This is a genomic window from Methanolinea mesophila (assembly GCF_017873855.1).
GTDB classification, from domain to species: Archaea; Halobacteriota; Methanomicrobia; order Methanomicrobiales; family Methanospirillaceae; genus Methanolinea_B; species Methanolinea_B mesophila.
This window is the reverse complement of the sequence record NZ_JAGGKR010000001.1, coordinates 313,666-339,015: the sequence shown is the minus strand read 5'-3', so window position 1 is coordinate 339,015 and position 25,350 is coordinate 313,666. Positions and strand designations below refer to the sequence as shown.

Genomic DNA, 25,350 nt, shown 5'->3' with positions numbered 1-25,350 from the left:
TGGATATTCCCGCGGAAATCTGCCAGGAAGCGCTGTTTCTTATGTGGGGGTCATTCATGGCTCCAAACCAAGAAATCTTCACATACGTACAGGGAAAAGATGCTTCTTATGTGGGATTCATTCAAGGCGGCAGCCGGGAGATCTTCTCCTCCATGCAAGGGAAAGATGCCGCTATGAGAAGTTCATTCATGACGGCGGACGGGAGAATGTTCCTGAAACCGGCCGGGGAGCGCTGATGGAACACCGCCCTTTCTACGCGGTCCGTCCGCTCCTGCCGGTCTACCCGGAACCGGAAGACCTGCCACCCGCACGGAAACGCTGGGTCCTGGTCCAGGGAGCCTCAGTGCTCCACCGGGACACCCCGGGGCCCGGCACCGTTCTTGCACCGGACCCGCTCCCGGCCGGGCTGGCGTGCGGCGAACCGGTGTACCTCGGCACCCGCGACGACCTGGTGTACTATGCGGCCGAGTTCCCTGCCGGAGAAGTGCTGCCGGACGGATGGCATGCATCACCGGTCAGGGAACTGGACGGGAAGGTCCCGGAGGGCGACATGGCAATTGCCGCCTACGCCGTCCGGATGCTCGACTTCGACAGGACGACGGCCTTCTGCGGAAGGTGCGGGGCGGACACCCGCCCGCTCACCACCGAGCGGGCACGAGCCTGCACGGCCTGCGGCCGGATCATCTACCCCCGGATCTCCCCCGCCATCATCGTGCTGGTGAAGAAGGGAGAAGAGATCCTGCTTGCCCGTTCTCCTCGCTCCCCGCCGGGGTTCTACTCGGTCATCGCCGGCTTCAACGAGCCCGGCGAGAACCTGGAGCAGACCGTCCGCCGCGAGGTCGGCGAGGAGGTCGGCATCACGGTGCGAAACATCCGGTACTTCGGGAGCGAACCCTGGCCGTTTCCCGATTCGCTCATGATCGGATTTGTCGCAGACTATGCCGGAGGAGAGATCCGGGTGGACCACCAGGAGATCGAGGAGGCCCGCTGGTATTCCCGCGAGAACCTCCCCTCCATCCCCTCGAAGACGAGCATCTCGCGGGCGCTCATCGAGGCCTGGATCCGGCGGGAGATCTGAAACCATTTCCCGCACTCTTTCCCGGTCCGGGGCAGGCGACCTGGAACCCGTCACCTCCCTGCCGGGTGCAGGGAACAAAAGAGCCGGATTGTGCCCGACCGGGAATGGCTGCGAACAGACCACACTGAAATTGCGGGAAAATACCGAAACCCTGCGGGTGCAGTGAACGGAATGAATCGGAGTATTGTCCGGCGGGAATGGACTAAGAACCGAACCACACTGAGGATTGTGGGAAAATACCGAAATCTTCGGTGCGGGGAACGGAAGAGCCGATAAAAAAATTACACCCTGCAAATTGCCTTAAAGGAAAAACAGGAACGAGGGATTAAAATGACAAAAGTGATCGCGATCAACGGCAGCCCGCGGAGGGAGGGAAACACGGCCCTCCTGATACGGCATGTCCTGGAAGAGCTCGGGAACGAAGGGGTCGACACCGAGGAAGTGAACCTGGGCGGAAACGTGGCACGGGGATGCACCGCCTGCATGCAGTGCATGGAGAACCTGGACGGGCACTGCGTGTTCGACGACGATATCGTCAACGCCTGCATTGATAAAATGGGGGAGGCGGACGGGATCATCCTCGGCTCGCCGGTGTACTTCCTGGACGTCACGGCGGAGATGAAAGGCCTCATCGACCGGGCGGGTTTTGTCTCGATGGTCAACCGGGACCTGTTCCGGCGAAAGGTCGGCGTCCCGGTAACCGTGATGCGGCGGGCCGGGGCGATTTCCACCCTGAACACGATGATGAATTTCATGGCCTATTCCGGGATGATCGTCGCCGGAAAACCGGTGACCGGGGTGGGACACGAGGTCGGGTCCGTGCAGAAGGACGAGGAAGGCATCAGGCGTGCACACGATACCGGAAAGAACATGGCGTGGCTGTTAAACGCGCTCGGGAACCGGTCATGAATCGTCATTTTCATAAGGACCGGACCGACCGCCCGGCCGGATCCATCCGGGAAAATTTCTCCGGAGTCGGGTCCGCCGGCGATTCCCGGACCTATTTCACGGATCGTGTAATGGACGACCGGAAGATCGCGGGAGGAACGGTATGGCAGTAAGCGACAGGAGACAACGGGAGAAGGAGCAGAGAAGGACCGATATCGTCGATGCCGCCGAGCGGCTCTTTTTCTCAAGGAGTTATGAGGAGGTGTCCATGGACGACATCGCCCGGGAGGTCGAATTGAACAAGGCCACCCTCTACCTGTATTTTAAGAACAAGGAGGCGCTCTACGCCACCATCGTCCTCCGGGGTATTGCGATCCTCCGGGAAAAATTCGGGGAGTGCATGGCGCAGCAGGTCCCCGGGCTGGTCAAGGTGGCCCTGATGGGCCAGGCCTACTACCAGTTTTCCCAGGAATACCCGGAATACCTCCGGCTTATCCACTTCTACGGGTCAGAACGGTTCTCCACGGAGAATCCCTATACCGCAGAGATCGGGGAGGGATACGGGGTATGTCGCGGGATCCTGATGGAGGCGATCCGGGAGGGCACCGGTGACGGGACGATCCGGGCCGATCTCGACCCGTTCCTGACCTCGATGTACCTCATGATCTCCTTCATGGGGATCCTCTCGCTGGAAAACAGGTGGAAACTCGTGGTCGAGGCGGAGGGATTCAGCTACGAGCAGTTCGCGAGCGAGTTCTTCCGGTTCATCACCCCGGCAATCTCACCCGGAGAGGAGGGCCGGACCGTGGACCTCAGTGACTTCGGGTCGGCCGGGTTCTTCCTCACCACGCCTCTGCAGACGCGGAAGAAGAAGAGAAAATAATCTTTGATTTTTGAGTTCTCTCTTTTTTTCCATTTCCCGGGAATAAGTATCCATAATTTCGCCTCGCGATCTTCACCTGCGACGGCCGCTTGACGAGCCCACTTCCCCGATCAGGAGAAGTGCATGCTTATATCTTCCCGGGCCGTCTTTACAGGTATTCATGGCGGTATTCCTTCTCGTCCACGGAGCGATGCACGGGGGCTGGTGCTGGCGCAGGCTGACCGAATACCTCCGAAAGGAAGGACACGAGGTCTTTTCCCCCACGCTGACCGGCATGGGGGAGCGATCGCACCTCCTCACCAGGGAGACGGGGCTCTCTACCCACGTCGAGGACCTGGGGGAAGTGCTGAAGTTCGAGGACCTCGCGGATGTCATCGTGGTCGGTCACAGTTACGCCGGCCTGGTCATCACCCAGCTCGCCGAGTCGGCACACGAACGAATACGGCGCCTGGTCTATCTTGCCGCATTTCTCGCCCGGGACGGCCAGTGCCTCTTCGACGTGCAGACAAAGGCGACGCAAAAATTTTACCTCGAATGGTCCGGGCGGATGGGCGACGGCTGGCGGCTCCCCCCGTCAGAGGCATTTCTGGCCCGGTGGGGCGTGACCGACCCCGGTGACGTCGCCTGGGTGGCCCCGCGCCTGACCGATTTTCCCATGAAGTGCCTCTTCGATACGCTGGACCTGCACACGCACGCATCCGACCGCCTGCCGAAAACGTACATCCACTGCACGCAGGAGCCGATGGCATCGGCGCTGAAGCCTTTTGCCGAACATGCCAGGGCAGATCGGTGGGGCTATGGCGAGATCGACGCGGGACACGACGTGATGGTAACAAAACCCGGACCGCTCGCAGCGCTCCTGGCGAAATGCCCGGGGGTCGACCGCCGGTGACTAAGTTCCTTTCATCCCGGGATGAACGCGAATGAATCGATCTACGTGGTTTTTGGGGAAGGAGAGGAGTGAATGTGTGTGACTGCACGGAATTCGCAATTGCCGGTGTAAACGGCCGAGGATTTCTTTCTCTCCTCGTGAATGAATATTTTCCTAATTTTTTTTCATCTCCTTCTGACGTGCCCAAAGGAAGGGCCGATCGAGGAATCATCGCGCCGGAAGAGCGGATATCTATATCTCTCCCCGAACCCACACTCCGGATGAGAATGCATCGAAATATCCCGGTGATCCTGGTCTTCCTCCTGTCCGGTGCACTCCTCTTCGCAGGGTGCAGCACTATCCCGCACGTTCCCACTTCGGCACCATCGCAGGGAGATCCCATCGTGGGTGCCTGGATCTCACACCAGTCGGATTCGACGGTGTTCTACCGCTTCTGGGGAAATGGAACGTTCAGCGCCTGGTCAGACACCGGGGATATCCACCCGAAATATTCGTTCCAGTATTACGGGCAATGGGAGCCGGGCGGACTTTATACCTTCACGACTGAGGGGGCTCATATCGGGTACGGCGAGGTCACTGCCCTCGCGATCCGGCGCACTCTTACTATAGTCTACGATCCCCTGCGGGACACCTTCTCGATCAAAGAACAACCTGGCCAGGTATTCTCGCGAATCTCGTCCGATCCCGATTCGCCTGTCCGATGAAACGATAAGGCCTCGTCCGATCCCGATTCGCCCGTCCCCTGAAAACGATAAGGTCTCGTCCGATCCCGATTCGCATGTCCCATGAAAACGATTAGGTCTCGTCCTGCGGGGAACACGCTCCAGTGAACGAGCCGGTCCGGAGGACCAGATTCCGGGTTACTCAGTAATGGGGTCGGCGGCACGAAATTTCACCACAAGGGCCGTGTAAATAGAGAAAATGTGACCGAATCAGGGAGATCGCGGGGCCTCCCGGGATGTCCCGTTCCCGAGATACACCCTTTGTCCGTAGAGCATGTACCCGATCCCCACGAAGATCAGGATGAACTCGCCGGCCGTAACGGCGGGCGGCGGGGGGACCGTGAAGAAAAATTTCGCCTGGTCGGCGGGGGCGACGAGGAAAAGGAACGCTGCATCGATTATCGCCAGGACACCGGCGAGTTTCGATCTCCGGACCAGCAGCATCGCGAGCCCTGCAAGCGGGAGCAGCAACCCTACGACAATGAAGAACACTCCGAATGCGAGGGTCCGGATTTCATTCATACGGGTCTCGAATCCGAGCGGAGTCAGGAGGAAGCCGATGACGAATCCTAACCCGAACAGGATTGCCAGTATCCGTTCTGATGTCCCGAAGGACGCAATAGTATCGGACAATGAAGACATTTCTCATTCTCCTCATCGAGACTTAGCACTCTTTTGGGCTAATCGTCAATGGGAATGATAAAGTCTACCCTTATGAATGGTGCCCGGAGCTGACGGGTGAGAGCAGCTTATACAGGTGACAGGTGAAAGATCCCTCGGTTCAAATCTTCTTCGTGCTCCTCACTACGCGAGAGAATCATCAGCGCCGGTTCGGGACTACGTAATCGACGTAAAAGAACGGGTCCGGGCCGGAGCCCTGCCGAGCGGCCTCCGCAAGCATCGGACCCGCTGACGCGGAAGGACCCTCCGATTGGGCCGGGACCGGGACCGTGACCGGGGATGAAGAGATCCTCGAGATCAGGCTGGAGAATAATGATTGGGAAGATGTAACGACAGGTATGGGGTTTGACGGAAGAATCACGCCGGGATTCGGGATATCTGCAGGAGGTGTGGATAGGGGGGTGGGTATTGGTGGGGTGAGGGTCGTCACCGGTTTCGCAGGGGGGGTATTGGGGTCCACCAGGGGGATGTGTTCGTACGGCGGATGAATATAGATATATCGACCATCTCCGATAGGAATTATTTGCCATCCCGACGAGGCATTTTGATCAGGAACCGATTGTACAGGTGTCTGGGTCGGCGTGGGAGTCGGGTATACGATAACCGGTTCATTCACGGAACTACCTGAATCAGGCATAGATATAGGGATATGTTGAGGGATCATGACTGGATACGGCTCCCAATTTTGGTGGACGTTGGGATCTGCTATTGATGTATCCGCCAACACAGAAGCAATCGAAAAAGACATCGCAAACGTTAATATTGCACCGATAAAAAGAAATTTTCCCAATCTGGTTTTTCCCCCGAACATGATCTTTCACTTGTATTCTCATAAATTTTATATTATTAAAATATATATGATGTCCCTAGTTCAATAACTGGAATTTATTCCGCCCATTTCGCAGGGCAGCCTTCTTTCACATAGAATAATCTTCCTGCCATATCTCCTCCCATCGGGTAGGGCCACCCCGTATTAGGATTAATACATTCGGGGCCATCACACGTGCACAAACAATGGTGCAGTTCACCGATGGGGCTTGAGGGAGGGCAGGAAAGAATATTCAACGGTTCAATCGTTGGCGTTGCAGTTATTCTTGGTTTTTTTATGGGGGTGAAGAAGGTGCTCTTATCCGAGAACGAATCAAAGACGGACGACATATTCCTCGTAGGAAGCGGTGTAACGATAACCTGGGGTGTCGGCATAGCGGTCGGTGTGACCGACGGGATTCTTGTCGGGATAGTGATGGAAGAAGGCGAGCCCGTGCGATGGCTTGAAATCAGTTCGCTCGCGCTGATGGCGAGGACCGGCGCACAGACGAGTGTTAATATGAAAAATGCTGAAATGAGAGGCCAGATTTTCATTTTAATTCCACGATGGAATTACGACCCAAATGATATTTAAATTATTATAATTGCCCGGGTTAAAAAAATAGAGGAAGAAAATTCACACTAATTCATTCTAATGATTCAAAAGAGGAAGTATATCAGATCTGATATTAATATTCGGCCCATTTCACCGGGCAGCCGTCTTTCACTGTAAACAGTCTTCCTAGCATATCCCTACCCACGGGATACTTATCATCATCACAATTACACTCATAACCCACGAAGCATATGCAGGATCCACCCACCATAGTGAGATACAATTTTCCAACCGGTATGTCCGGGGGGCAGGTGTATGTCTTTTCCTGAGTATTGGCGTAATTTGGGGTTGGCTTTGCTGTCGGCATGACGAAGGTGCCCTTATTCTTGAATACATCAAAGATGGACGAAATATCCTGTGTGGGAAGCGGTGTGACGGTGGCTTGAGGAGCCAGCGTAGCGGTCGCCGTTACAGACGGGATCCTTTTCGGGATAGTGATGGAAGAAGGCGAGCCCGTACGATGGCTTGAAATCAATTCGCTCGCACTGATGGCAAGGACCGGCGCACAGACGAGTGTTACTATAAAAAATACTGAAATGAAAGGCCAGATTTTCATTTTAATTCCACGGTGGAATTACGATCCAAATGATATTTAAAATATTATAATTGCCCCGGTTAAAAAAACAGAGGAAGAAAATTCAACGAATTCATTCAAATAATTCAAAAAGGGAAGTATATCGGATCTGATGTTAGTATTCGGCCCACCTCGCAGGGCAGCCGTCTTTCACGATAAAGGTTCTTCCCAACCTATCCACCCCCATCAGGTACGGCAGTCCCGTCTGTGGATCGTAACAACCACATTCAAAACCCACGAAGCATGTACAGTCTACTCCTGCCACAGTGCGATGCATTTCTCCAACCGGTATGTCCGGGGGACAGGTGTACGTCTTTCCCTGATTAATGATGTAATTTGGGGTTGGCTTTGCTGTCGGCATGACGAAGGTGCCTTTATTCTTGAATACATCAAAAATGGACGAAATATCCCGCGTAGGAAGCGGTGTAACGGTGGCTTGAGGAGCCGGCGTAGCGGTCGGCGTTACCGACGGGATTCTTGTCGGGATATTGATGAGAGAAGACGAGCCCGTGCGATGGCTTGAAATCAGTTCGCCCGCGCTGATGGCAAGGACCGGTGCGCATACGAGTGTTACAATAAAAAATACCGAAATGAGAGGCCGGATTTTCATTTTAATTCCACGACTGAATTTAGACCTAAATGATATTTAAAATATTATAATTGCCCCGGTTAAAAAAACAGAGGAAGAAAATTCACACTAATTCATTCTAATGATTCAAAAGAGGAAGTATATCAGATCTTGAATTAATGTTCGGCCCATTTCACCGGGCAGCCGTCTTTCACGATAAATAGTATTCCTATCATATCTGTTCCCCTGGTTTATTTTCAAAATCGTCACAATTACATTCATAACTCTCGAAACATACGCACGTCCCTTCTCCCAGAGAACGATACAGTCTTCCCGTCAATATGTCCTGTGGACAAGTGTATATTTTCCATGGATTTACGTAAATCGAAGTTGGCTTTAATGTAGGCATGGCAAAGATCGACGAAAGATCCCGCGTAGGAAACGGTGTGACGGTAACTTGAGGAGGCGGCGTAGCGGTCGGCGTTACCGACGGGATTCTTGTCGGGATAGTGAGGGAAGAAGGCGAGCCCGTGCGGTGGCTTGAAATCAGTTCGCTCGCACTGATGGCGAGAACCGGCGCACAGACGAGGGTTACTATGAAAAATGCTGAAATGAGAGGCCAGATTTTCATTTTAATTCCACGGTCGAATTAAGATCCAAATGATATTTAAAATATTATAATTGCCCCGGTTAAAAAATTACATCTCTTCCAGGACCTCTCATTTTCTGCAGAACCAGCCCAGGAAAATTGCCCCGAGAAACGCGGCAAAACAAACCGGCATGTCAAATCCCGGGACTGAGGGGAGTGACGGCACTAATTCAAGGTCCAGCTCATCTCTCGTTCTCTCGAAGATAACTATAGTCCTGGTAGGGAGATATCCCTCTTTTTCAACGCTGATGGTCTGGTGCAATCCTCTCGCCTTTTTTATAATGTAACTACCATCCGCGGCGGTAATATTTGTCACATTATAGGGTGGGAATCCTTCGAACGGTTCCGATTCAAATTTCACGAGAGCTCCGGGAACCGGGGTACCTCTCAGGTCCGTCACCCTGCCCGATACTGTGACCGCCATCAATTGAGTCGGAGGCGGGATGCTCAGGTGGACCGTGAGGTTCAGGGCTTTCACGGCCTGGTTTCCGAGGTTATCCGTCACAGTCACGATAATGGTATTTTCACCTTCGGAAACGGGAATATCACAGGCGATTGTCGGCTCGTTTCCACAAATGACTTCATCGGCCCCGTTTCGGATTGTGATATTCCGGATGCCTGCAGGAGCCGATACTTCACCGAGAACAACTGCGTTCGGGGGAGCGATATCGATCCATGCCTCGTCTTCGCCCAACGGTTGCATGATGGTGAGCTTCACGCTCCCATTGGGAGAAGTCGCTGTTTGAGAGAGCGTGGCCGCACCGATTCCGGAAAAAAGTGTCAATGCTATTAGAAATGTGACTGCAATTGCGAATAATGCCGACTTTATTGAACACAATGGTTGATGTCTTCCTTTATCTTGAATCATCGTATTCTTTGATATTTTTCTCATCATACAGATCTCCACCACTCACTGTCAGCAGGTTAACCAGTAGTATGCAGACGCCTCACCATGTTCGTTCCGGTCGCCGGATCCGTGGGAAATTGTACGTCACACTTTGCAGCAGCCGTCCCTCCTCCGCCGGAGCGGTCCTGCCCCCCATCGAACACCGTTCGGGAAAAACGGGGGAACCACCGGGAAGGGCTGCCGGATCCAGGACAGGGTCGCGGAGGAATAATTCATTTATACTCTTCTAGCTCTATGGCATTTCTTCTCTACAGAAATCTTTTCGAACCGGAGGGATGAAATCAAGGTAATGAAAAAAATTCTTTTCGTTGCACTAATTTTTATTTTAATAGCTCTGATGGCAAGTCCCGGGTGCCTATCAAATAGGTACCGAAGCACCAATCCCGATGTTCTTGTAACCGCTGATGTTCATCACAATGGATCCTATACAAGAAATTATATCGATGATGTGAATAGGTATATCGTCACTGTGAATATTCTCAATAACGGGAGCAGAATCGCAAGAAATGTAAGAATCGACGAGTTTTCGTATTGTAATAAGCAGAAGGTTTTTCCGTACCAGAATTGTATCATCGATAACGGGTTCCTGGCGGATATCGGGGATCTTATACCAAGAGAACAGGAAACGCGGTATTACAATTTTGAAAGGCCGGCCTGGATCGTCATCCCAGACGAACACTATCAATTGCACTATCGGGTATCAAGTGAGTATACAAAGGTTGCTCCCGATTGAACACTTTCACCCTGCCATTCATACATCCACCTTTCCGGTTACACCAGCTAAATTCCTGAATGGAAAATATCATAAAGTATTTTTTACCTTGAATAGAAGTAGTGGCATAGAAGCGCGAGAGTCATCCGTTGCGGCTGACCTCGTAACCGTAGTTCGTGAATAAGACTATATTCAATTATTTGGGGGAAAAAATGAAAAAAACATTGTCCGTTTATTCAATCGCCCTGACTTTTTTTGCCATACTGTTTCTCATAGTGATTCCAACCGGCTGTGCGGGTATTATTGAACCAGGTCCGACGCCGATAGTTCTCCCTCCACACAAAACCATCCCGGTACTCCCGGAACCAACCGATTTCACACCGCCAGAGTTGATATCATTGGTTTTCCCGCAAAGGATGCTTCAGTATTCCCCCGGTGATTATAGCGAATATTTTATCGAGATTTCGATTCCCACCTCTCAACTGAATTCGGCAAAAAGCATCGTTTCGAATGGTACTCACTATCTGATTGTTCCTGGAATTTCACCGAATGAAGGTGTTGCGGTCCTGACTATTCCCAAGGAAATGTTTGACTTCGAAATGCGACAAGATTCAAATACTTTTCACGTGTTATTCGCTGATTATTACTTCAAATTTTATCCTGATGTATCGGTAATAACCGGAGATACTGATAATGGGGTTTCTTCAAGCCAAAAATCTCCTCAAAGTTTGTTTTCAAAGATCAGGAGTTCAAAACTTTCCAAAGTCTCTTCAGTGAACATCAGCTCGTTCGCCGCGACCAGGACGACTACCGCCTCGACCGCCTCCACGGCCTCGCTCGTGTCGCAGGACACCGTCTCTTCGGCCGGTGAGATCACAACGGGCGGGAACTTCGACATGGCATCGTTCGCCGCCTCGTACAGGAGCGGCGGTACTGCGATCACATCGAAGAGCTTCGGGTCCGATGTACTGGCGGCACGGGGGATCGGGGGATAAAGGCAGTTCCTTCATAATCTGACCAAAAATCAGAAGAAGGCCGTGTCATGCGACACGGTTCCCAAATTTTCGGAGTGTGGTTAATGGACCTTCTTACTACCCCGAAACGATGCTGGAATCGGTGACGTAATTCCTCATGCAATAGTATTTTAAAGTCATTTACAACATATAATTAGTATACTATGCCCCTTCTTGATAAGAGAATTCCGGTAACCGAAGACACATGGCGGGCAATCGGTGAATTAAAAGCACCGAACCAGACATATGATCAATTGCTCCAGGAAATGATCGATGCAGAGCATGCCCGCCGGTTGACGAGGGATATTGGTACTATTCGAAGCAAGGGTAAATATCAAAAAATTGAGTTCTAATGTTTGAAATTCTGATCGAGGAAGAAGCTCATGGATTTCTTACAAGCCTTACTCTGAAAAGTCAGAAAGTGATTAAGGAAAACCTGAAAAAACTTAGTATCAATCCTTTTCCTGGAGAGTTCGGAGATAAAGAGAAACTTGACCTCCCAATCGATCCCCCGGTATATCGCATGCATATCAGTCGTTCGAATACTGCATTCTATCAAATCGATATCGAGCATAAAACTGTGAAAATTGATATGCTCACGACGATAGAACAAGCCCATAAAATGTATAAGAGATATGGGTAGTCCTGAAGACTTGGAAGAAGGATATTGTATCTTACCGCAACTTCCGTTTCTCGATCCGCCATAGGGGTGAAGGCTGCAAAATTGTGATTAAAAATTTTCCCTGGTTTCGAGAGAGAAAATGTATTCATATCCTTTTTCTCAAATTGATTGGAAAGGCGGGAATGACCCCGAAGGAATACTGCGACTATCTTTATTGAGAGGCTCTCGAAGCGATCTCCCTAAAAAATCATAACTCAACCTCGGCCCGTCACCCCGCACCGGAGCGGTCCCTCCGCCCCGAATTACCGTTCGGGAAAACGGGGGAGTCCCCGGGAAGGGCTGCCGGTTCCGGGGCAGGGTCGCGGAGAGGGTATGTATGCAACCTCCCGGTTGCATGAGCTAAATTCGAAGATCAGGACTATCGGAAAGTATTTTTCATGTTGAATACAAGTGATGACATAGAAGCATGAGGTCCGTCCGCACCGGTGCCGGGACCTTAATGCTGTCAATATGAAACCACTACTCATCCAGAAAAATGGGGGAAATACAATGAAAACGAACCGAATAACAATTCCATTACTTCTTTTTGGATTTGCATGTGCAATTGTCTGCATTCATGGGGTGCTGGCATTCGAAGAGGAAATCTCTGGAGAAGGATGGACCTGCATAATCACCACAGATCCCATCATCGACCCGACGACAGGAAATCCGTACGAGTCCATGGGTGCGATGATACGAAACGAAAATCCCGCCTACTGGAATTCTTTATCATTCGATGAACAGAGGAAATTAAATTCAGAGCCAGCGGTAACGGAAGGGTGCACAATTATCGGTGGAGGGCCCGAAACAGAAGAACAAAAAGCCAGGGCCCTGGATCTCTCCGGACAGACGATGACGTTGGCAGAGTACAAGGCGATTATCTGTCCTGATCTTTATGCAGTCGTACCTGAATCGATGAAAGACACCTGGAGGAATCAAAAAGGAGTAGTGGATTCGTCGGGTATCCTTATCATTGACGGTTTTTCGAGCTGGGAATTTACCATCGACGAGGAGGGAAATATAATCAGCGGTGGAATGACCCCTGAAGAACTGGCGATTGCAGAAATGAACTGTCCGTTCAATACTGACAATAAGTACACGATATCCTCATCATCAGATTCTCTGGCGCCGATCAACAGCCAGGTGAATGCGGTAATCCAAGGACCAGGGATACGAAATATCGGTTTTAAATCGGATGGCCGGAACTTCGACATGGCATCGTTCGCGGCCTCGTACAGGAGCGGCGGCATAACGATCGCATCGAAGAGCTTCGGGTCGGATGTACTGGCGGCACGGGGGATTGGGGGATAAAAATGAAGAAAGATCATTTCATGATTTTGGCGATTACAATTTTCCTCACAGTATTCCTACTTATCATCCCCGCCAGTGCTAAACAATATGAGACCACATCCGCCGACGGAAAATACTCCAATCCCTATCCGAATAAAATCTATGGAGATGAATTCCGAAGTCCCGAAAGACCCTATGCGGCCGGATTTGGTGTAGGTGAAGTATACGGTGATGCATCAGTCGGTACCGATTCCGAATTCAAGTGGACCTTCGTTATTTGTTTCACCCCGGAAGAAGATGCACAGTTTAAGGACTGGATGTTCAACAGGTGGGATACACCACTGATCGATGTTCTGGACATGCTGGTCCCCGAGCAGGTCGCCGCCCTGCCCGATGACCTCGTCCGCTATCTCCGGGACCACCCGTACATTACGGTAGGCCATGATCCCGCTTCGGAAATTGGCAGCTGGTCCTACAATGTGGGTGAAGATACCTGGACTGACTTCTGCGGCACCCATGTCCCATCTCTCCTCGTACCGAGAACTTTGGTTCCGGGAGATGACAGAGGTGTTGTTTTATGGGGGTGCCTCGGCTCGACATATACGCCGGAAGTACAGGAGCATCTCGATAACCTGGGATTAGCAACACATCATCAAAGCCTGAATCCGACATTTTCAACATCAGTGAAGGGCGGCACTTACATCGTTGTTTTCGAAGGAAACACCCATCAAGGCGAACGGAAGAGTTGGACATTGATTCATAAACCAGACGGATCATGGACGGATGCAGCGACAGGCGAAGAAATCTGTTACGATATGCATTACGTTCTTGCAGCATTTTGCTTTGCCACTTCTCCGGACTATACTCCACCCCCTATGGCGGAATTGCTTGCCGCACAAATTCCGAAAGGTCTTCAAACAGATTCTCTTATGGCTGCGGTGCGATCAAAGGCCGGTTCAGTGTCTTCCATTCCGAGCGTCTCCTCCCACACATCCAGCACCCTCGCGAACACCTTGCTCTCTCAAGTAAGCACATCGAAGATTTCTAGGACGGCCACTACCTCGACCGCTTCCACGGCCTCGCTCGTGTCGCAGGCTACTGACTCTTTGTCGGACGAGAGCACGGCAGGCGGTAACTTCGACATGGCATCGTTCGCTGCCTCGTACAGGAGCGGCGGCACGGCGATCGCATCGAAGGGCTTCGGGTCGGATGTACTGGCGGCACGGGGGATCGGGGGATGAAAAATTTTTGAAGATAATGGATTATAGAGAGACAAATTCTAAAAAAAGGTGTGAAATAACATGAAACCAGGAAAAATTGCTTTAAAAATTACCCTATTGCTGATCCTGTCATTAACCCTTACCGCAGGATACACCCAGGCATTGCCTGATCTCAGTTCCTTTGGATACGGGAGCACATTAAGCACTTCCTATTACGATCTGATAGCTTCGAAATTGTCCGGTATATACGGAAATTCTCACACGGACATTCGACCTTTTAATTATGAAATATCGAGTACCGAAGCCATCGACATCGCCAAGGGCCTCTGGCCTGGAATCGTTCTGACAAGTCCCATCAGGACTAGACTGAGTGGGGGGATGTGGACTGTCACGGTAAAGGGATACTATAATTATGAGCCAGAATTCGGAGGAAGAGTCCCCGCAGGTGGAGACGTAAAAATTGATGCCAAGACGGGGGAGATAATTCACGTCAGGCGATTGTTGTAGAATCGAAGGGACGTGAACAAAATGAAAATGAACAAAATTGCGATGAAAATTTTTATAGTGTTTATCCTGTCGTTGACCCTGACCGCCGGATATGCCCAGGCATTGCCGGGCATCTACAATTTCGGTGCCCAAATAAGTACGACCTCTCCCACATTTTCTATTGTCGATCTGCGATCTCATGACAGTTTTTTGATTTTCGGCAAGTATTTCTTTGATTTTTCGAAACCGAAAGTCGTCTTGCCGTCGGAAATGATCTCGAAGGATGAAGCGATAGTGATCGCGAAGAATCTCTGGCCGGATGCAATCTGGACTGGGAAGCCCAATGCGTTGTTGTTCATGGGTGTATGGACGGTTACATTGAACGGATATACGAAGGATTGGGAAGGAGATTGTCCGGATGGTTATTATTGCATCGTGACGGATGCAGGCGGAAAAGTAAAAATTGATGCGATAACGGGAGAGGTCATCTCGGTGAATGCGGTCAAATAACGATTCATAGGTGAAATTAATGAAACAAGGAAAAATTGCAATTTTCATACTGCTCCTCCTATCACTAACTCTGACCGCCGGGTATGCCCAGGCATTGCCCGATCTCAGTTTCTACGGATACAAAAGTGCCGCAAGCACGTCCTTTTACGACCTGATCGCTTCGAAATTATCCGGTATATTCGGAAATATACCCGCGTGGAATGTTCCATCAAGTGCCGATTTCCCATCCCTCAATTACATCTCTAAAAATGAGGCTATTTCCATCGCAAAAAGTCTCTGGCCAACGGCGACATGGAGGGGTCCGGCAACAGTCCGGTGGAAACCGGGCGTGTATATTGTAACAATAACAGGATTTGCACCGGATTGGGAAGGAGATTGTCCCGAGGGATATTTCATCCCGGGAACGTGTGCGGGCGGGGAAGTAACAATAGACTCCAAAACCGGGGAAATAATCTCCGTCACCCCTTGGTTGTAGGATTTCATCAGATGTGAATTACATGAAACAAGAAAAAAAATTGATGAAAATTTGCATACTGCTTATTCTATCGTTGACTCTGACCGCCGGATATGCCCAGGCATTGCCGAGCATCTACAATTTCGGTACCCAAAGGAGTTCGACATCCTACACCTTTTCCATATCAGATCTTCTGTCTCAAGGCAGTTTCCTTATATTCGGTTCATATTCTTGGGATTTTTCAAAACCTGACATATCTTCGCCGACGCAATTAATCTCGAAGACAGAAGCAATTGCAATTGCACAAAACCGATATCCGGATCTTATCCTGACCAAACCAATCTCCGCCCGATTGTGGGGAAACGTTTGGAAGGTGGATATCAAAGGATATCTTCCCATTTGTGGGGCGTCCGGGATTTGCGAGTACTTGAATTCGGGAGGAATTCTCGAAATCGATGCGAAAACCGGTGAAATAATTTTTATGAAATCTTACATGTGACCTGAAGCGAGGTGAATACAATGAAAAAGAACAAAATTGCACTGAAAATTTTCATATTACTGATCCTATCATTAACCCTGACCGCCGGATACGCCCAGGCATTGCCGTCTCTCTACGATTTCAGGTCCCAAAGCTCATCGACCCTATCTGTCCAGGATCTCATTACTTCGGCTCTCTCCAGGATGTTCGGCAATTCTCAGACCTGGGGCCTGTCGTTTCCCCTTCCGGATACTCGTCAGAGTATCATTTCGGAGGACGAGGCTATTGCGATTGCGAAAAATCACTTCCGTTGGCCCGGGTTCACGCAACCGGTAACAGCGGAATTGGTGGGAACGGTTTGGAAAGTAACGATTCATGAATATCATGGGATTGCGTACCAGTGTTCGGAAGGTAAGTATTGTCCGCCGCAACCGTCAGGGTATATTGTCAAAATCAATGCGGTTAATGGGAAGATCATTTCGGTCGCTACCTACGTGTAGTACGGCATTCTCTCCTTTTTCCGGGGGAGACATCAAAAATTCGATGAGGCGGGTGAAATGATGAAGAATCCGTATTTCATTATACTAATCCCACTAGTGCTGTGCCTGATTTTCCTTATTGTCGGTTGGATTGCCTCGATTTCTGCAACACCAAAACCCGACACTTCCGGTGGACCGCAAATAACCCCGTACCGTGCGGAAACGTTGAACAACGCTGCTGAAGTGTACGGTCCCGGTTATGGCATCGCAACCTCCCTTCCGGCAGGTTGTACATTCCACGAGGCAAACTACTATGATGGCACGTTGAAACGGATTGATACGATCTATAGCGGTTCTACAAGACTTACTCTAACCCAACAGAAGGGTGAACAACCATTCTGCGTGGGAGGAAGTGCGGGGAAGAGCGTCCCGGTTATCATTAACGGGGGTAAGGGAAATTTTACGCAGGGAGAGAAAACAGGGAACTCGTTGAGCTGGTATGACGGAAATTATTCCTTCTGCATTAGTGGCTCTGTCAATCAGGAGGAGATGACAAAAATAGCAGAATCGGTGAGATATTCTGAAGAAAACGAGTCGATGAGTTTGACTCAGAATAAAGGTGAGTATCTGCATTCACCCCCTTTCCCACGTTCGTACCGCAAGCCGTAATCGTAGTCGAAAGATCAGCATGAAAGAAACCGTTCATCCGAAAAAATGGTCGCGTTCCACCTGGATACGGGTGATAGTGGTAATTGTCGTCGCGGTATTCCTTGTCAATATCCTGTTGCTCTGGGGAGTATACATCTACGGCCCTATCTCCCACCCGGGTGCGTATCAATACGAGATAGAAGTGACCGGCCTTGTGGGTTTTTCGGGTGGTAACGTCACAGCGATCGACGTGCCCCTGCCTGTCCGGGATTCCGGGGCGATGATATTTCCCGAAGAGAAGATTATCAACCGGACGTTCGGGATCTGGACCTCCGATGTGGTATACCCGGCAGGAGGCCCTATGGTCCGGTTCTCGACCCGCGAAATAAATCTGAGCGACATACGTGCAGTGTTGTACCAGAAAGAGGAAGGTCCCATGGACCGGAGCAGGGCGCTGACGGAAGGGCTGAGCCCGCGGATCCCGGATACTACGAAACCGTATACCCGCGAGATTTACAATGGAAGCAGTCAGGACGGCCCTGTATCAGAAGTGGCCGTCGGTCCCGGGCTGCAGCCGCGTGGCGAAGGTCCCTCGAATCTCTCATTTGACCTGAAATTCTACGCGGGAGGTGGGGTGGTTGCGAGTCAGGAAAGAGACTGGTACCGACTGAGCGTTGAGGAAGACCTGCCCGGAGGAGTCACGGGGATCATCCCGGTTCGTGTCCAGGTCGAACAACAGGTGAATAGCAGGTGGGTTTCGTATTCTCCTGAAAAGGTCAACCTCACAAGGATTTAACGAGGAAAAAGATTGAGGTATAATTGTCCTCTCCGTTCAAATAATCCGTCACTTTATCGTGCAGGCCACACGGATACCGAGATCGGGTTATGTTTCTCCCTCTATCCCGTCTCTTCCAGTAACCCGTACTCGATCTCGTTGAGCAAATTTTAATTGAAAACGAACGAAATACAGCAATATGTATGAATTTATTATAATAGGCGCAATATTTGTTGCATATCTTTTTTCTTATGGAATGAATGCGGCGCTCTCAAAAATTCCGTTACAAAACATCCGGTTAATATTCCCTTTATGCATTGTCCTGGTACTTTCGCTTCTTTCCGAACTATTCAGTTGGGTATTCAACGATGCGATTTCGCTTATAATTTTCATCATGTTCCTTCCCACTGCGGGGATTTTTACCATGATTCCTTTTATTGAACCATATCTTAAAAACCGCCGGATTTCTTCGATTATTACTGCCGGTTCGATACTGTTTACCGTTATTTTTTTCCTTTTCCAATTTTCCGGGCTCGAACCCGGCGGAGCCCCGTCAATACTAATCCCGTTTAATGAAACCATGCCTGTTTTTAGTATTTTTTTGATTTACTACTTTGAATTCTGTATTATTACCGCCGTATTCCTTGGGGGTTTAATCATTTCCAGAAAAATTTTAAAAATCGATCAAATAAACAAATATCATCTCTTGGCAACAATTGCGCTCCTCGTTTTCTCGTATTTCCTGTTACAGTCATTGATTGTGGGAATTCTCGCCGTTTTTGTGTATACGATGATCCGAGGGCATACCAGGAATCTGGCGCTGCCTCTGGTGCTTCTCCTCGTTTCAATAATTTCAGCGATAATTTTTGTGTATCCGTTGAGCGACAGATGGGTGGGGGGAATTTCCGAGTACTATAGTTATTCGGTGCTTACCTTGGGCGTAGCAGCACCCTCGATGGTAGCGGTTATCCCATTATTCGAAAGATTTTCCCGCATGAAACGGGAATGGGAAATCCCGGTTTTTCTCGTTTCGTCCATCGGAGTGAGTGTTCTCGCACTACCGGGAAGCGGATACGATATACCCGCCGTCATTACACGTGCGGTCTCAATCATAACCAGCGGAATACAACAGGCGAGTAAGATATCCTTCGATTCGGGTTTTGTCTATTGTATTTTCCTTATCGTCGGTAGTGTGATTATTACCACGGTCCTGTATGGGATATGTGCCCTTTTCATGACGTATCGAAGGGTTCAGGAAGTACAGGATTAAAGTTTTTATTATAAGGCATTTGAATACCTTCGGTAAATCAGTACCTGTAAAAACAAGAGATTCCCCTGTCGCGTAAAGAGAAAAAGGGATTTCACCTCCTTTCCCTGACAACTCCTTTCAGCGACCGTTCTCGATTTCGTTCGGATCCGTCCTGCGGGGATCAAGTACCCGCTTCTCATCCGGGAGGGGGTGACGGAGTCCCGCCACCCATGCTCCCTGGTCCGGTCGTTACCCGCACACCGGGCAGACATCCGACTTTTCCACGTTCATATCGATCTGGCCGCCACCCTGGACGGCAAGGGACTCGCCCGCGTGCCCGCCGAAAAATACCTTACAGAACTTGCCGTCGCTGTCCGTGGTATCGTGGCCGAACGACGGGTAGGAAATTTGCAGGCTCACCGGGTCGTAAACATAGAAATCGACCTCAGCGCCCGAAACCGGGGCCCCATCGGATGTCAACGTGCCGAAGATGGTGGTGCTGGTAAACCCTCCGCGGCACTCTTTCCCATCGAGCACGACGGACCCTGCGGTCGGGGGGGGCGACCCGGTTCCCAGGAAGAATGCCGGAACCATGGTTCTCAGGTTCGGAGCAGGGTTCAGGACCCCCTGGAGGAGAAGACTGCCGTCACCGGCGGCGTGCGCCGAGGCGATCGTGCCGGGTATCCACTCGCCCGCAAGCCAGTATTCCATTCCCGGTGTCAGTCCCTGCAGGTGGGCGACGAAGCTCCAGTCTTCCGTATTGAAGATGATATTCCCGATATCAGCACCCTGCAAGGTCACTTCATACTCGTAGGCGATGTTATCCGGAGTGTTATTTGAGACGGTGCCGCCGTTCTTGTTCACGGGGCTGGAAGAATCGGTATAGATCCCGCCACCGGTTCCGGTCTCGGCAGTGTTCCCGGTGATCGAGCCCCCGTTCATGGTAATGGTGCTGGAGAACCAGCTGTAGACCCCGCCGCCGTTGTAGGTTGCCGAATTGCCGGAGATGGAACTGCCATTATTCATGACGAGCGTACCCTGGACGTTTTCGACCCCGCCGCCGGCCTGCGCCGTATTCCCGGTGATCGCGCTCCCGCTGTCCATGGTGAGCGTGCTGCCGTCGTTGACTACTCCGCCCCCGACCGGGGCCGTGTTCCCGGCGACCGTGGTATTCCCGTCCATAGTCACCGTGCCTCCCATGGTGTAGATCCCGCCGCCGCTCAGCGACGCCGAATTATCCTGGATGGATATCCACGAGAGGTCCACCGATCCGTCGTCGTTGAAGATGCCGCCCCCGTAGTGCGCAGTACCTCCGGTGATGGTCATACCGACGAGGGTCACCGAAGGTCCGGATGAAAGAATGCCCGGTTTCGTGACGTTGATCACTCCTCCCGCGATCACCACGTTGCCGGTGTCCCCGTTAATGACGGTTTCACCGGGACCGAACCCGATGAGGGTGACCGATTTGTTGATCACCACGTTCTCGTAATAGGTCCCCCTCTTCAACACGATGGTGTCGCCGTCCGATGCCGCGTCCACGGCTGCCTGGATGTTCTCCACCTCGCCGGACCCGGGCCCGGCCCTGGTGAGGGTGACGGGTGCGAGGACCTTCAGCCCGCTCGCCGGGACGTCAACCGTCACGGTCTCCGGCTTATATCCCGATTTGACGAGTGTCAGGGTCTGGATCCCTGCGGGGACATTTTTCACGAACCCGTTGGTCGTGCCGTAATCTATTTCGTCAATAAGGATGGTCGCTCCCGAAGGGATCGAGGTCACGTAGAGCGTGGCCGCGCCTCCCGCTCCTCCTCCGCTTTTCGTGAGAGTGATGGGGGCCAGGGCCTTGACCCCGCCTGCCGGTACATCGACCGTCACGGTCTTCTGCTCGTACCCCGCTTTGAGGAGCGTCATCTCCTGGAGGCCTGCGGGAACATTTTTCGCAAACCCATTCGTCGTGCCGTAGTCGGTGGTATTGATGAGAATGCTCGCCCCCGACGGTATCGTGGTTACGTACAGGGTGCCGGTCTGTCCCGGAACTCCCCCTCCGCTTTTTGAGAGGGTGATGGGGGCCAGGGCCTTCACCCCCCCGGCCGGGACCTCGACCATCATGGTCTTCTGATCGTACCCCGCTTTGACGAGGGTCAGGTTCTGGACCCCCGCGGGAACATTCTTCACGAACCCGTCCGTCGCGCCGGACACTACGCCGTTGACGAGGACCGTCGCCCCGGGCGGGTTCGATGCCACGTACAGGGTCCCGGTCGTTGAAGTCGCTACGCCCCCCGCGACAAGGAGGGCGAGGACGATGACTATGATCAGGAATCGGAATTTCATACACTGTTCACCGGATGTTCTCTCACGTCATGATCCGGTCCGCTGCTGCTATCTGGCATATGCATCGAAAAGCTCCGGACCGGTGACCTGGTATGTGATACCTTATCAGGGTCCTATATAAATTTTTCAAAATAGGGTGGGACGATAGGGATCTTATTGCGGAAAATCTCCCGAATCAAATTCTCTCGAAAATCCTGTCCCCTATAGTGAAATTATGACCCGGTATCGAAGGCGGGTGCCGGAGAGTGCGTCTCTGCTTCGGGTGGAGAGAGGGACCACAGAGAGGAAGTGGTCAGGAAGGGAAGGGACGAGGTTTCACCCGCGGTGATGCGCTTCGAAGGGATTCCCACCCGAATGAACCGAACGATCCGGTTGTCCCACTTGAACAAGGTTGGGAAGCGTCCGTGGACAACTTCAAAGACGGCACTCTTTGAAGGAATTCCCACCCGAATGGACCGAACGATCCGCCAGTCCCTCCGCAGGGACGGGGGGTGACCATGTCCGGGGAAAACGAGGTTTCAGCCGGAGGAAAGATTTATCCGTTCATAGCCGTATGTGGCACCTTGGTGATGACCATGATCGGAAACGAAATTGGAGAATTAACCGGAAAAACCATCGGAAAACGCCTCGCTCACCACTATGGAGGTCCGCTGAAGCTTGAACGGACCATCGAAACGAAGGGGAGGGTCTACGGGACCGAGGTCACTTTCATCGCCACCACCTGGGCCGTCGAGCGCCCGCACGGGGGCGTCTACGTGAAGGGTCACGGGATCATGATGACAAAGACCGGGGAGAAAGCCGAGGCCCAGGGCTCCGGGATCAGTTTTCCCACCAAAGACGGCGGATGGATGGCACGGGGAATCCGCTATTTCCAGACGAGTTCGCCGGCATTAAAGAAGCTGAACGACGTCGCTGCAGTCTTCGAGATCGAGATCGGCCCCGACGGGTCCTACAAGGACAAGATGTGGGAGTGGAAATAACCCAATTTTGAAAGTGTCGTTTCGCTCTTCACCTGTAGTGAGTACCTGAAACCCGATGTTGCGGCCTTTTCCCGGGTTATAATCCTGCCCCGCTCCCCGGGTATTCTTTTTCCCTATGGTGCGTCATTCCCCCGATACTCCGCACCGGACGAATTTACCTCACGAAATACTTCACATACCCGGAATTCCGGTGTTTCCCGGCATATAATTTCGCGCCGGCGTGGATCTTCACACGTGCGGACGAAGCCCGATAAGCTTTATCAGGTTTGCGATCCTGTGGGCACCTGGTGTTGCCTATGGCACTCTTTGGAAAACATGAAGAAACAATGCCCGAGGATCAGTACTTGAAAATGCAGAAACAGATGCTCGCCATGCCAAAAGAACAGGTGATGCAGAAGGTCCAGGAGCTCATGAAGATGTGCACGTGCCCCAAGTGCCCCACCTATAACGAGTGTTCTAAAAATGCGATGGAGGGTCTCTATTGTTCCATGGGGCGCAGTTTCCATTGCATAACTCAAAACAAAGGGTGCATCTGTCCCGGCTGCCCGGTGGCGAAAATGCAGGGGCTCACGCACCAGTCTTTCTGTCAGATGGGGAATGAAAAGACTCAGCGTTTCGATGCGATGCTGAAATAAATCGAACCGGGACTCTCTTTTTTCTTTATCCCTGCAGCCAGTGTAGTACGCTGCCTGATAAGGATTGTTTTTGACAAACGTGGAATGTGGCGAGAATGTCCATGTTCCAGTCTGCACCCGAGGTCTTTTTCATGCCACGAGCGTGAGGTGACCGGTCCGGCCTGCTCAGGGATAATTGAAATATCACTACAACCATTTCTCGTCCGGGATACTTATGGCCAGATGGAAATGCAGCGTATGCGGGTATATCTATTCCGAAGAGAAGGGGGAACCGGCGACTAAAACTCCGCCCCACACCAGGTTTTCGGACCTCCCGGACGCCTGGAAATGCCCGGTATGCGGAGCGGCAAAGAGCGCTTTCGTGGAGATCAAAGAAGAGGAGGCGCTCCACGAAGCCTCCGGGAGCACAGTCTCCGATGCGCTCATAAGTGAAATGGTGGCGTGGGGAGTCACCCTCGTGTTCGGTCTCCCCGGGACCTCGTCGCTCGGGCTGGTCGATGCAATCCGGAAAAATCCGAACATGCAGTATATCGTCGTCAGGCATGAAGAGAATGCGGCGATGGCGGCGTCTGCGTTCAATAAGCTCACCGGAAAGATCGCCGCCTGTCTCACTATCGCCGGTCCGGGCGCGACCAACCTGTCGACAGGGCTCTACGATGCCAAGGAGGACGGAGCTTCGGTCCTCTCTCTCAACGGCCAGGTAGAGAGCCAGTACACCGGCCCCTTCGGGATACAGGAGATCGACCAGGACGCGTTCTTTCGCTCGGTCTCGGTCTACAATAACACCGTGTACGAGAGGAACAAGACGATCCTGCTGTTGAACCTTGCCTTGAAGTATGCCACCCTCCACCACGGCGTAGCGCAGATCTCGGTCCCGAACGACATCCAGAAACAGAACCTCGAAATTTCGTGCTGCAGGAAGGAGATCTGCATTGCCAGCCCCCACATCGTCCCTGACGAGAATGAACTGGCAAAAGCGGCCGCAGCTATCGACCAGGCTCAAAACGCGGTCATTATTGCCGGGTGGGGAGCGTACGGAGGGGGGGACGCGATTGCCGCACTGGCTGAAAAGATAAAGGCCCCCATTCTCACCACCTACCGGGCGAAGGGAATCCTCCCCGAAGACCATCCCTGGGTCGTGGGGGTCCTGGGGTCGGTGGGCTCTCCCCAGGCGCGGGCCCTTACGGACGAGGCGGACCTCCTCATCACCTTGGGGGTAGGGTTCTCGAAGTTTACCAATATCCCGACCGACAAGGCGTTGATCCAGGTGGATACCAACCCGGTCAAGCTGGGGAAGGGGCCTCTGGCTCTGCCCCTTTGGGGAAATTGCGCCCTCACGATCCCGAAACTCACCGGAATGGTGAAAACGCATAATAAAGACGTCCTTCCCAGGATCCGGGAGATGAAACGGGACTGGCAGGAGCAGCTCGACCGCGAAGCCGATCCCACGGCGGTCCCGGTCCGTCCGCCGTACATCATGAAGGTTCTCTCGGAGACTGTTCCCGAGGACGCGGTGATCACGGTCGACGTGGGGGAAAACCAGTGGTGGTTCGGCAGGAACTTCCGGATGAAACGACAGCGGTTTGCGATGTCGGGATACCTTGCCACGATGGGGTTTGGGTTCCCGGCGGCCATTGCGGCAAAGATCGCGTATCCGGAGAAGCAGGTCGTCTGTATTACGGGAGACGGGGGTTTCTCGCAGGCAATGTCGGATTTCGTCACGACGGTCAAGTACCACCTCCCGATGGTCGTAGTGGTATTGAATAACAAGCAGTTGGGGATGATCCAGGTCGAGCAGCTGACCGAGCATTATCCGAACTATGGCACCGACCTGCTGAACCCTGATTTCGCCGCCTATGCGGAAGTGTGCGGCGGGAAGGGGATCACGGTGAAACGGCCCGGTGAACTGAAGGCGGCGCTTATCAGAGCGATGTCCCTCGATACCCCTGTGATCGTGGACGTGGATACCGACCCAAAAAGATTCTGACGCGGAAGGGCCCCCCTTTTTCCGTGCACCCTGTGAGTGCGTGTTTTCCGGGGAGGGCGGCTATCTGTTTTTTCACGATACTGCGCATGGGATATAAAATTTCAATGCCTTAATCGGCGCTCTTCCGGAGGCCTGCACGGGGAAGAAGAATGTATATAAATCTTGGAGGAAGAGGCCTTC

The 25,350-nt window shown here is 52.1% G+C and carries 26 protein-coding genes; 21 read left to right on the top strand and 5 right to left on the bottom strand.

The window, feature by feature from the left end; translation table 11 throughout:
• Positions 1–235: 235 nt before the first annotated feature.
• The 6 genes from nudC to J2741_RS01555 all read left to right on the top strand — a co-directional run bounded on the left by nudC (position 236) and on the right by J2741_RS01555 (position 4,445).
• Positions 236–1,078 (top strand): NAD(+) diphosphatase, encoded by an 843-nt coding sequence (nudC, locus tag J2741_RS01580; RefSeq protein WP_209673304.1) that lies wholly within the window; start codon positions 236–238, stop codon positions 1,076–1,078.
• Positions 1,079–1,408: 330 nt separating this feature from the next.
• The gene (locus J2741_RS01575) at positions 1,409–1,987 is read left to right on the top strand and encodes a flavodoxin family protein (protein ID WP_209673303.1); all 579 of its coding nucleotides are present in this window, start codon (positions 1,409–1,411) and stop codon (positions 1,985–1,987) included.
• Positions 1,984–2,139: a hypothetical protein gene (locus J2741_RS01570; RefSeq protein WP_209673302.1), complete on the top strand. Its 156-nt coding sequence runs from the start codon at positions 1,984–1,986 to the stop codon at positions 2,137–2,139. The genes J2741_RS01575 and J2741_RS01570 overlap by 4 nt, the downstream gene beginning before the upstream one ends.
• Entirely contained in the window at positions 2,130–2,849 is a 720-nt protein-coding gene (locus J2741_RS01565) for a TetR/AcrR family transcriptional regulator (protein WP_209673301.1), read from the top strand. The genes J2741_RS01570 and J2741_RS01565 overlap by 10 nt, the downstream gene beginning before the upstream one ends.
• Positions 2,850–3,009: 160 nt before the next feature.
• On the top strand, positions 3,010–3,741 hold the full coding sequence (locus J2741_RS01560; protein ID WP_209673300.1) for an alpha/beta fold hydrolase: 732 nt from the start codon (positions 3,010–3,012) through the stop codon (positions 3,739–3,741).
• Between the two features lie 260 nt (positions 3,742–4,001).
• Complete coding sequence (locus J2741_RS01555; RefSeq protein WP_209673299.1) at positions 4,002–4,445, top strand: hypothetical protein; 444 nt, start codon at positions 4,002–4,004, stop codon at positions 4,443–4,445.
• A gap of 228 nt (positions 4,446–4,673) precedes the next feature.
• Here J2741_RS01555 and J2741_RS01550 read toward each other — a convergent pair whose 3' ends face one another.
• Positions 4,674–5,105 (bottom strand): hypothetical protein, encoded by a 432-nt coding sequence (locus tag J2741_RS01550; RefSeq protein WP_209673298.1) that lies wholly within the window; start codon positions 5,103–5,105, stop codon positions 4,674–4,676.
• 1,069 nt (positions 5,106–6,174) lie between these two features.
• Between J2741_RS01550 and J2741_RS01545 the strand changes: the two genes are divergently transcribed.
• Positions 6,175–6,546, top strand: coding sequence for a hypothetical protein (locus J2741_RS01545; RefSeq protein ID WP_209673297.1), 372 nt, complete (start codon positions 6,175–6,177; stop codon positions 6,544–6,546).
• Between the two features lie 94 nt (positions 6,547–6,640).
• Here the strand turns inward: J2741_RS01545 and J2741_RS01540 are convergent, their stop codons facing one another.
• Both J2741_RS01540 and J2741_RS01535 read right to left on the bottom strand, forming a co-directional pair.
• Entirely contained in the window at positions 6,641–7,123 is a 483-nt protein-coding gene (locus J2741_RS01540; RefSeq protein ID WP_209673296.1) for a hypothetical protein, read from the bottom strand.
• A gap of 1,305 nt (positions 7,124–8,428) precedes the next feature.
• A complete protein-coding gene (locus tag J2741_RS01535) occupies positions 8,429–9,253 on the bottom strand; it encodes a carboxypeptidase-like regulatory domain-containing protein (RefSeq protein WP_209673295.1) in 825 nt (274 codons plus the stop codon).
• Positions 9,254–9,554: 301 nt separating this feature from the next.
• Between J2741_RS01535 and J2741_RS01530 the strand changes: the two genes are divergently transcribed.
• On the top strand, positions 9,555–9,998 hold the full coding sequence (locus J2741_RS01530; RefSeq protein ID WP_209673294.1) for a hypothetical protein: 444 nt from the start codon (positions 9,555–9,557) through the stop codon (positions 9,996–9,998).
• 700 nt (positions 9,999–10,698) lie between these two features.
• On the opposite strand, the gene J2741_RS01525 is transcribed toward J2741_RS01530, so the two are convergent.
• Positions 10,699–10,920, bottom strand: coding sequence for a hypothetical protein (locus J2741_RS01525; RefSeq protein ID WP_209673293.1), 222 nt, complete (start codon positions 10,918–10,920; stop codon positions 10,699–10,701).
• A gap of 1,202 nt (positions 10,921–12,122) precedes the next feature.
• Here J2741_RS01525 and J2741_RS01520 point away from each other — a divergent pair.
• The 10 genes from J2741_RS01520 (at position 12,123) to J2741_RS01475 (ending at position 19,261) form a co-directional block, all read left to right on the top strand.
• On the top strand, positions 12,123–12,962 hold the full coding sequence (locus tag J2741_RS01520) for a hypothetical protein (RefSeq protein ID WP_209673292.1): 840 nt from the start codon (positions 12,123–12,125) through the stop codon (positions 12,960–12,962).
• Between the two features lie 2 nt (positions 12,963–12,964).
• Complete coding sequence (locus tag J2741_RS01515) at positions 12,965–14,182, top strand: hypothetical protein (RefSeq protein WP_209673291.1); 1,218 nt, start codon at positions 12,965–12,967, stop codon at positions 14,180–14,182.
• Positions 14,183–14,242: 60 nt separating this feature from the next.
• The gene (locus J2741_RS01510; RefSeq protein ID WP_209673290.1) at positions 14,243–14,668 is read left to right on the top strand and encodes a PepSY domain-containing protein; all 426 of its coding nucleotides are present in this window, start codon (positions 14,243–14,245) and stop codon (positions 14,666–14,668) included.
• Positions 14,669–14,689: 21 nt separating this feature from the next.
• The gene (locus J2741_RS01505) at positions 14,690–15,157 is read left to right on the top strand and encodes a PepSY domain-containing protein (RefSeq protein WP_209673289.1); all 468 of its coding nucleotides are present in this window, start codon (positions 14,690–14,692) and stop codon (positions 15,155–15,157) included.
• A gap of 19 nt (positions 15,158–15,176) precedes the next feature.
• Positions 15,177–15,632: a hypothetical protein gene (locus J2741_RS01500; RefSeq protein WP_209673288.1), complete on the top strand. Its 456-nt coding sequence runs from the start codon at positions 15,177–15,179 to the stop codon at positions 15,630–15,632.
• A 22-nt stretch (positions 15,633–15,654) separates the two neighbouring features.
• On the top strand, positions 15,655–16,110 hold the full coding sequence (locus J2741_RS01495; RefSeq protein WP_209673287.1) for a PepSY domain-containing protein: 456 nt from the start codon (positions 15,655–15,657) through the stop codon (positions 16,108–16,110).
• A gap of 20 nt (positions 16,111–16,130) precedes the next feature.
• Positions 16,131–16,589: a PepSY domain-containing protein gene (locus J2741_RS01490; protein ID WP_209673286.1), complete on the top strand. Its 459-nt coding sequence runs from the start codon at positions 16,131–16,133 to the stop codon at positions 16,587–16,589.
• 57 nt (positions 16,590–16,646) lie between these two features.
• A complete protein-coding gene (locus tag J2741_RS01485; protein ID WP_209673285.1) occupies positions 16,647–17,237 on the top strand; it encodes a DUF4367 domain-containing protein in 591 nt (196 codons plus the stop codon).
• Positions 17,238–17,256: 19 nt separating this feature from the next.
• Positions 17,257–18,012 carry a hypothetical protein gene (locus tag J2741_RS01480; RefSeq protein WP_209673284.1) on the top strand — a complete coding sequence of 252 codons (756 nt, stop codon included), beginning with the start codon at positions 17,257–17,259 and terminating at the stop codon, positions 18,010–18,012.
• A 178-nt stretch (positions 18,013–18,190) separates the two neighbouring features.
• Positions 18,191–19,261 carry a hypothetical protein gene (locus tag J2741_RS01475; protein ID WP_209673283.1) on the top strand — a complete coding sequence of 357 codons (1,071 nt, stop codon included), beginning with the start codon at positions 18,191–18,193 and terminating at the stop codon, positions 19,259–19,261.
• A 228-nt stretch (positions 19,262–19,489) separates the two neighbouring features.
• Here J2741_RS01475 and J2741_RS01470 read toward each other — a convergent pair whose 3' ends face one another.
• A complete protein-coding gene (locus J2741_RS01470) occupies positions 19,490–21,568 on the bottom strand; it encodes a PEGA domain-containing protein (RefSeq protein ID WP_209673282.1) in 2,079 nt (692 codons plus the stop codon).
• 566 nt (positions 21,569–22,134) lie between these two features.
• On the opposite strand from J2741_RS01470, the gene J2741_RS01465 reads away from it, so the two are divergent.
• From J2741_RS01465 to J2741_RS01455, 3 genes are all read left to right on the top strand, one after another.
• Entirely contained in the window at positions 22,135–22,548 is a 414-nt protein-coding gene (locus tag J2741_RS01465; protein WP_209673281.1) for a hypothetical protein, read from the top strand.
• A 350-nt stretch (positions 22,549–22,898) separates the two neighbouring features.
• Entirely contained in the window at positions 22,899–23,183 is a 285-nt protein-coding gene (locus J2741_RS01460; RefSeq protein ID WP_245249338.1) for a DUF2769 domain-containing protein, read from the top strand.
• 214 nt (positions 23,184–23,397) lie between these two features.
• Positions 23,398–25,170 (top strand): thiamine pyrophosphate-dependent enzyme, encoded by a 1,773-nt coding sequence (locus J2741_RS01455; protein WP_209673280.1) that lies wholly within the window; start codon positions 23,398–23,400, stop codon positions 25,168–25,170.
• Positions 25,171–25,350 lie beyond the last annotated feature (180 nt).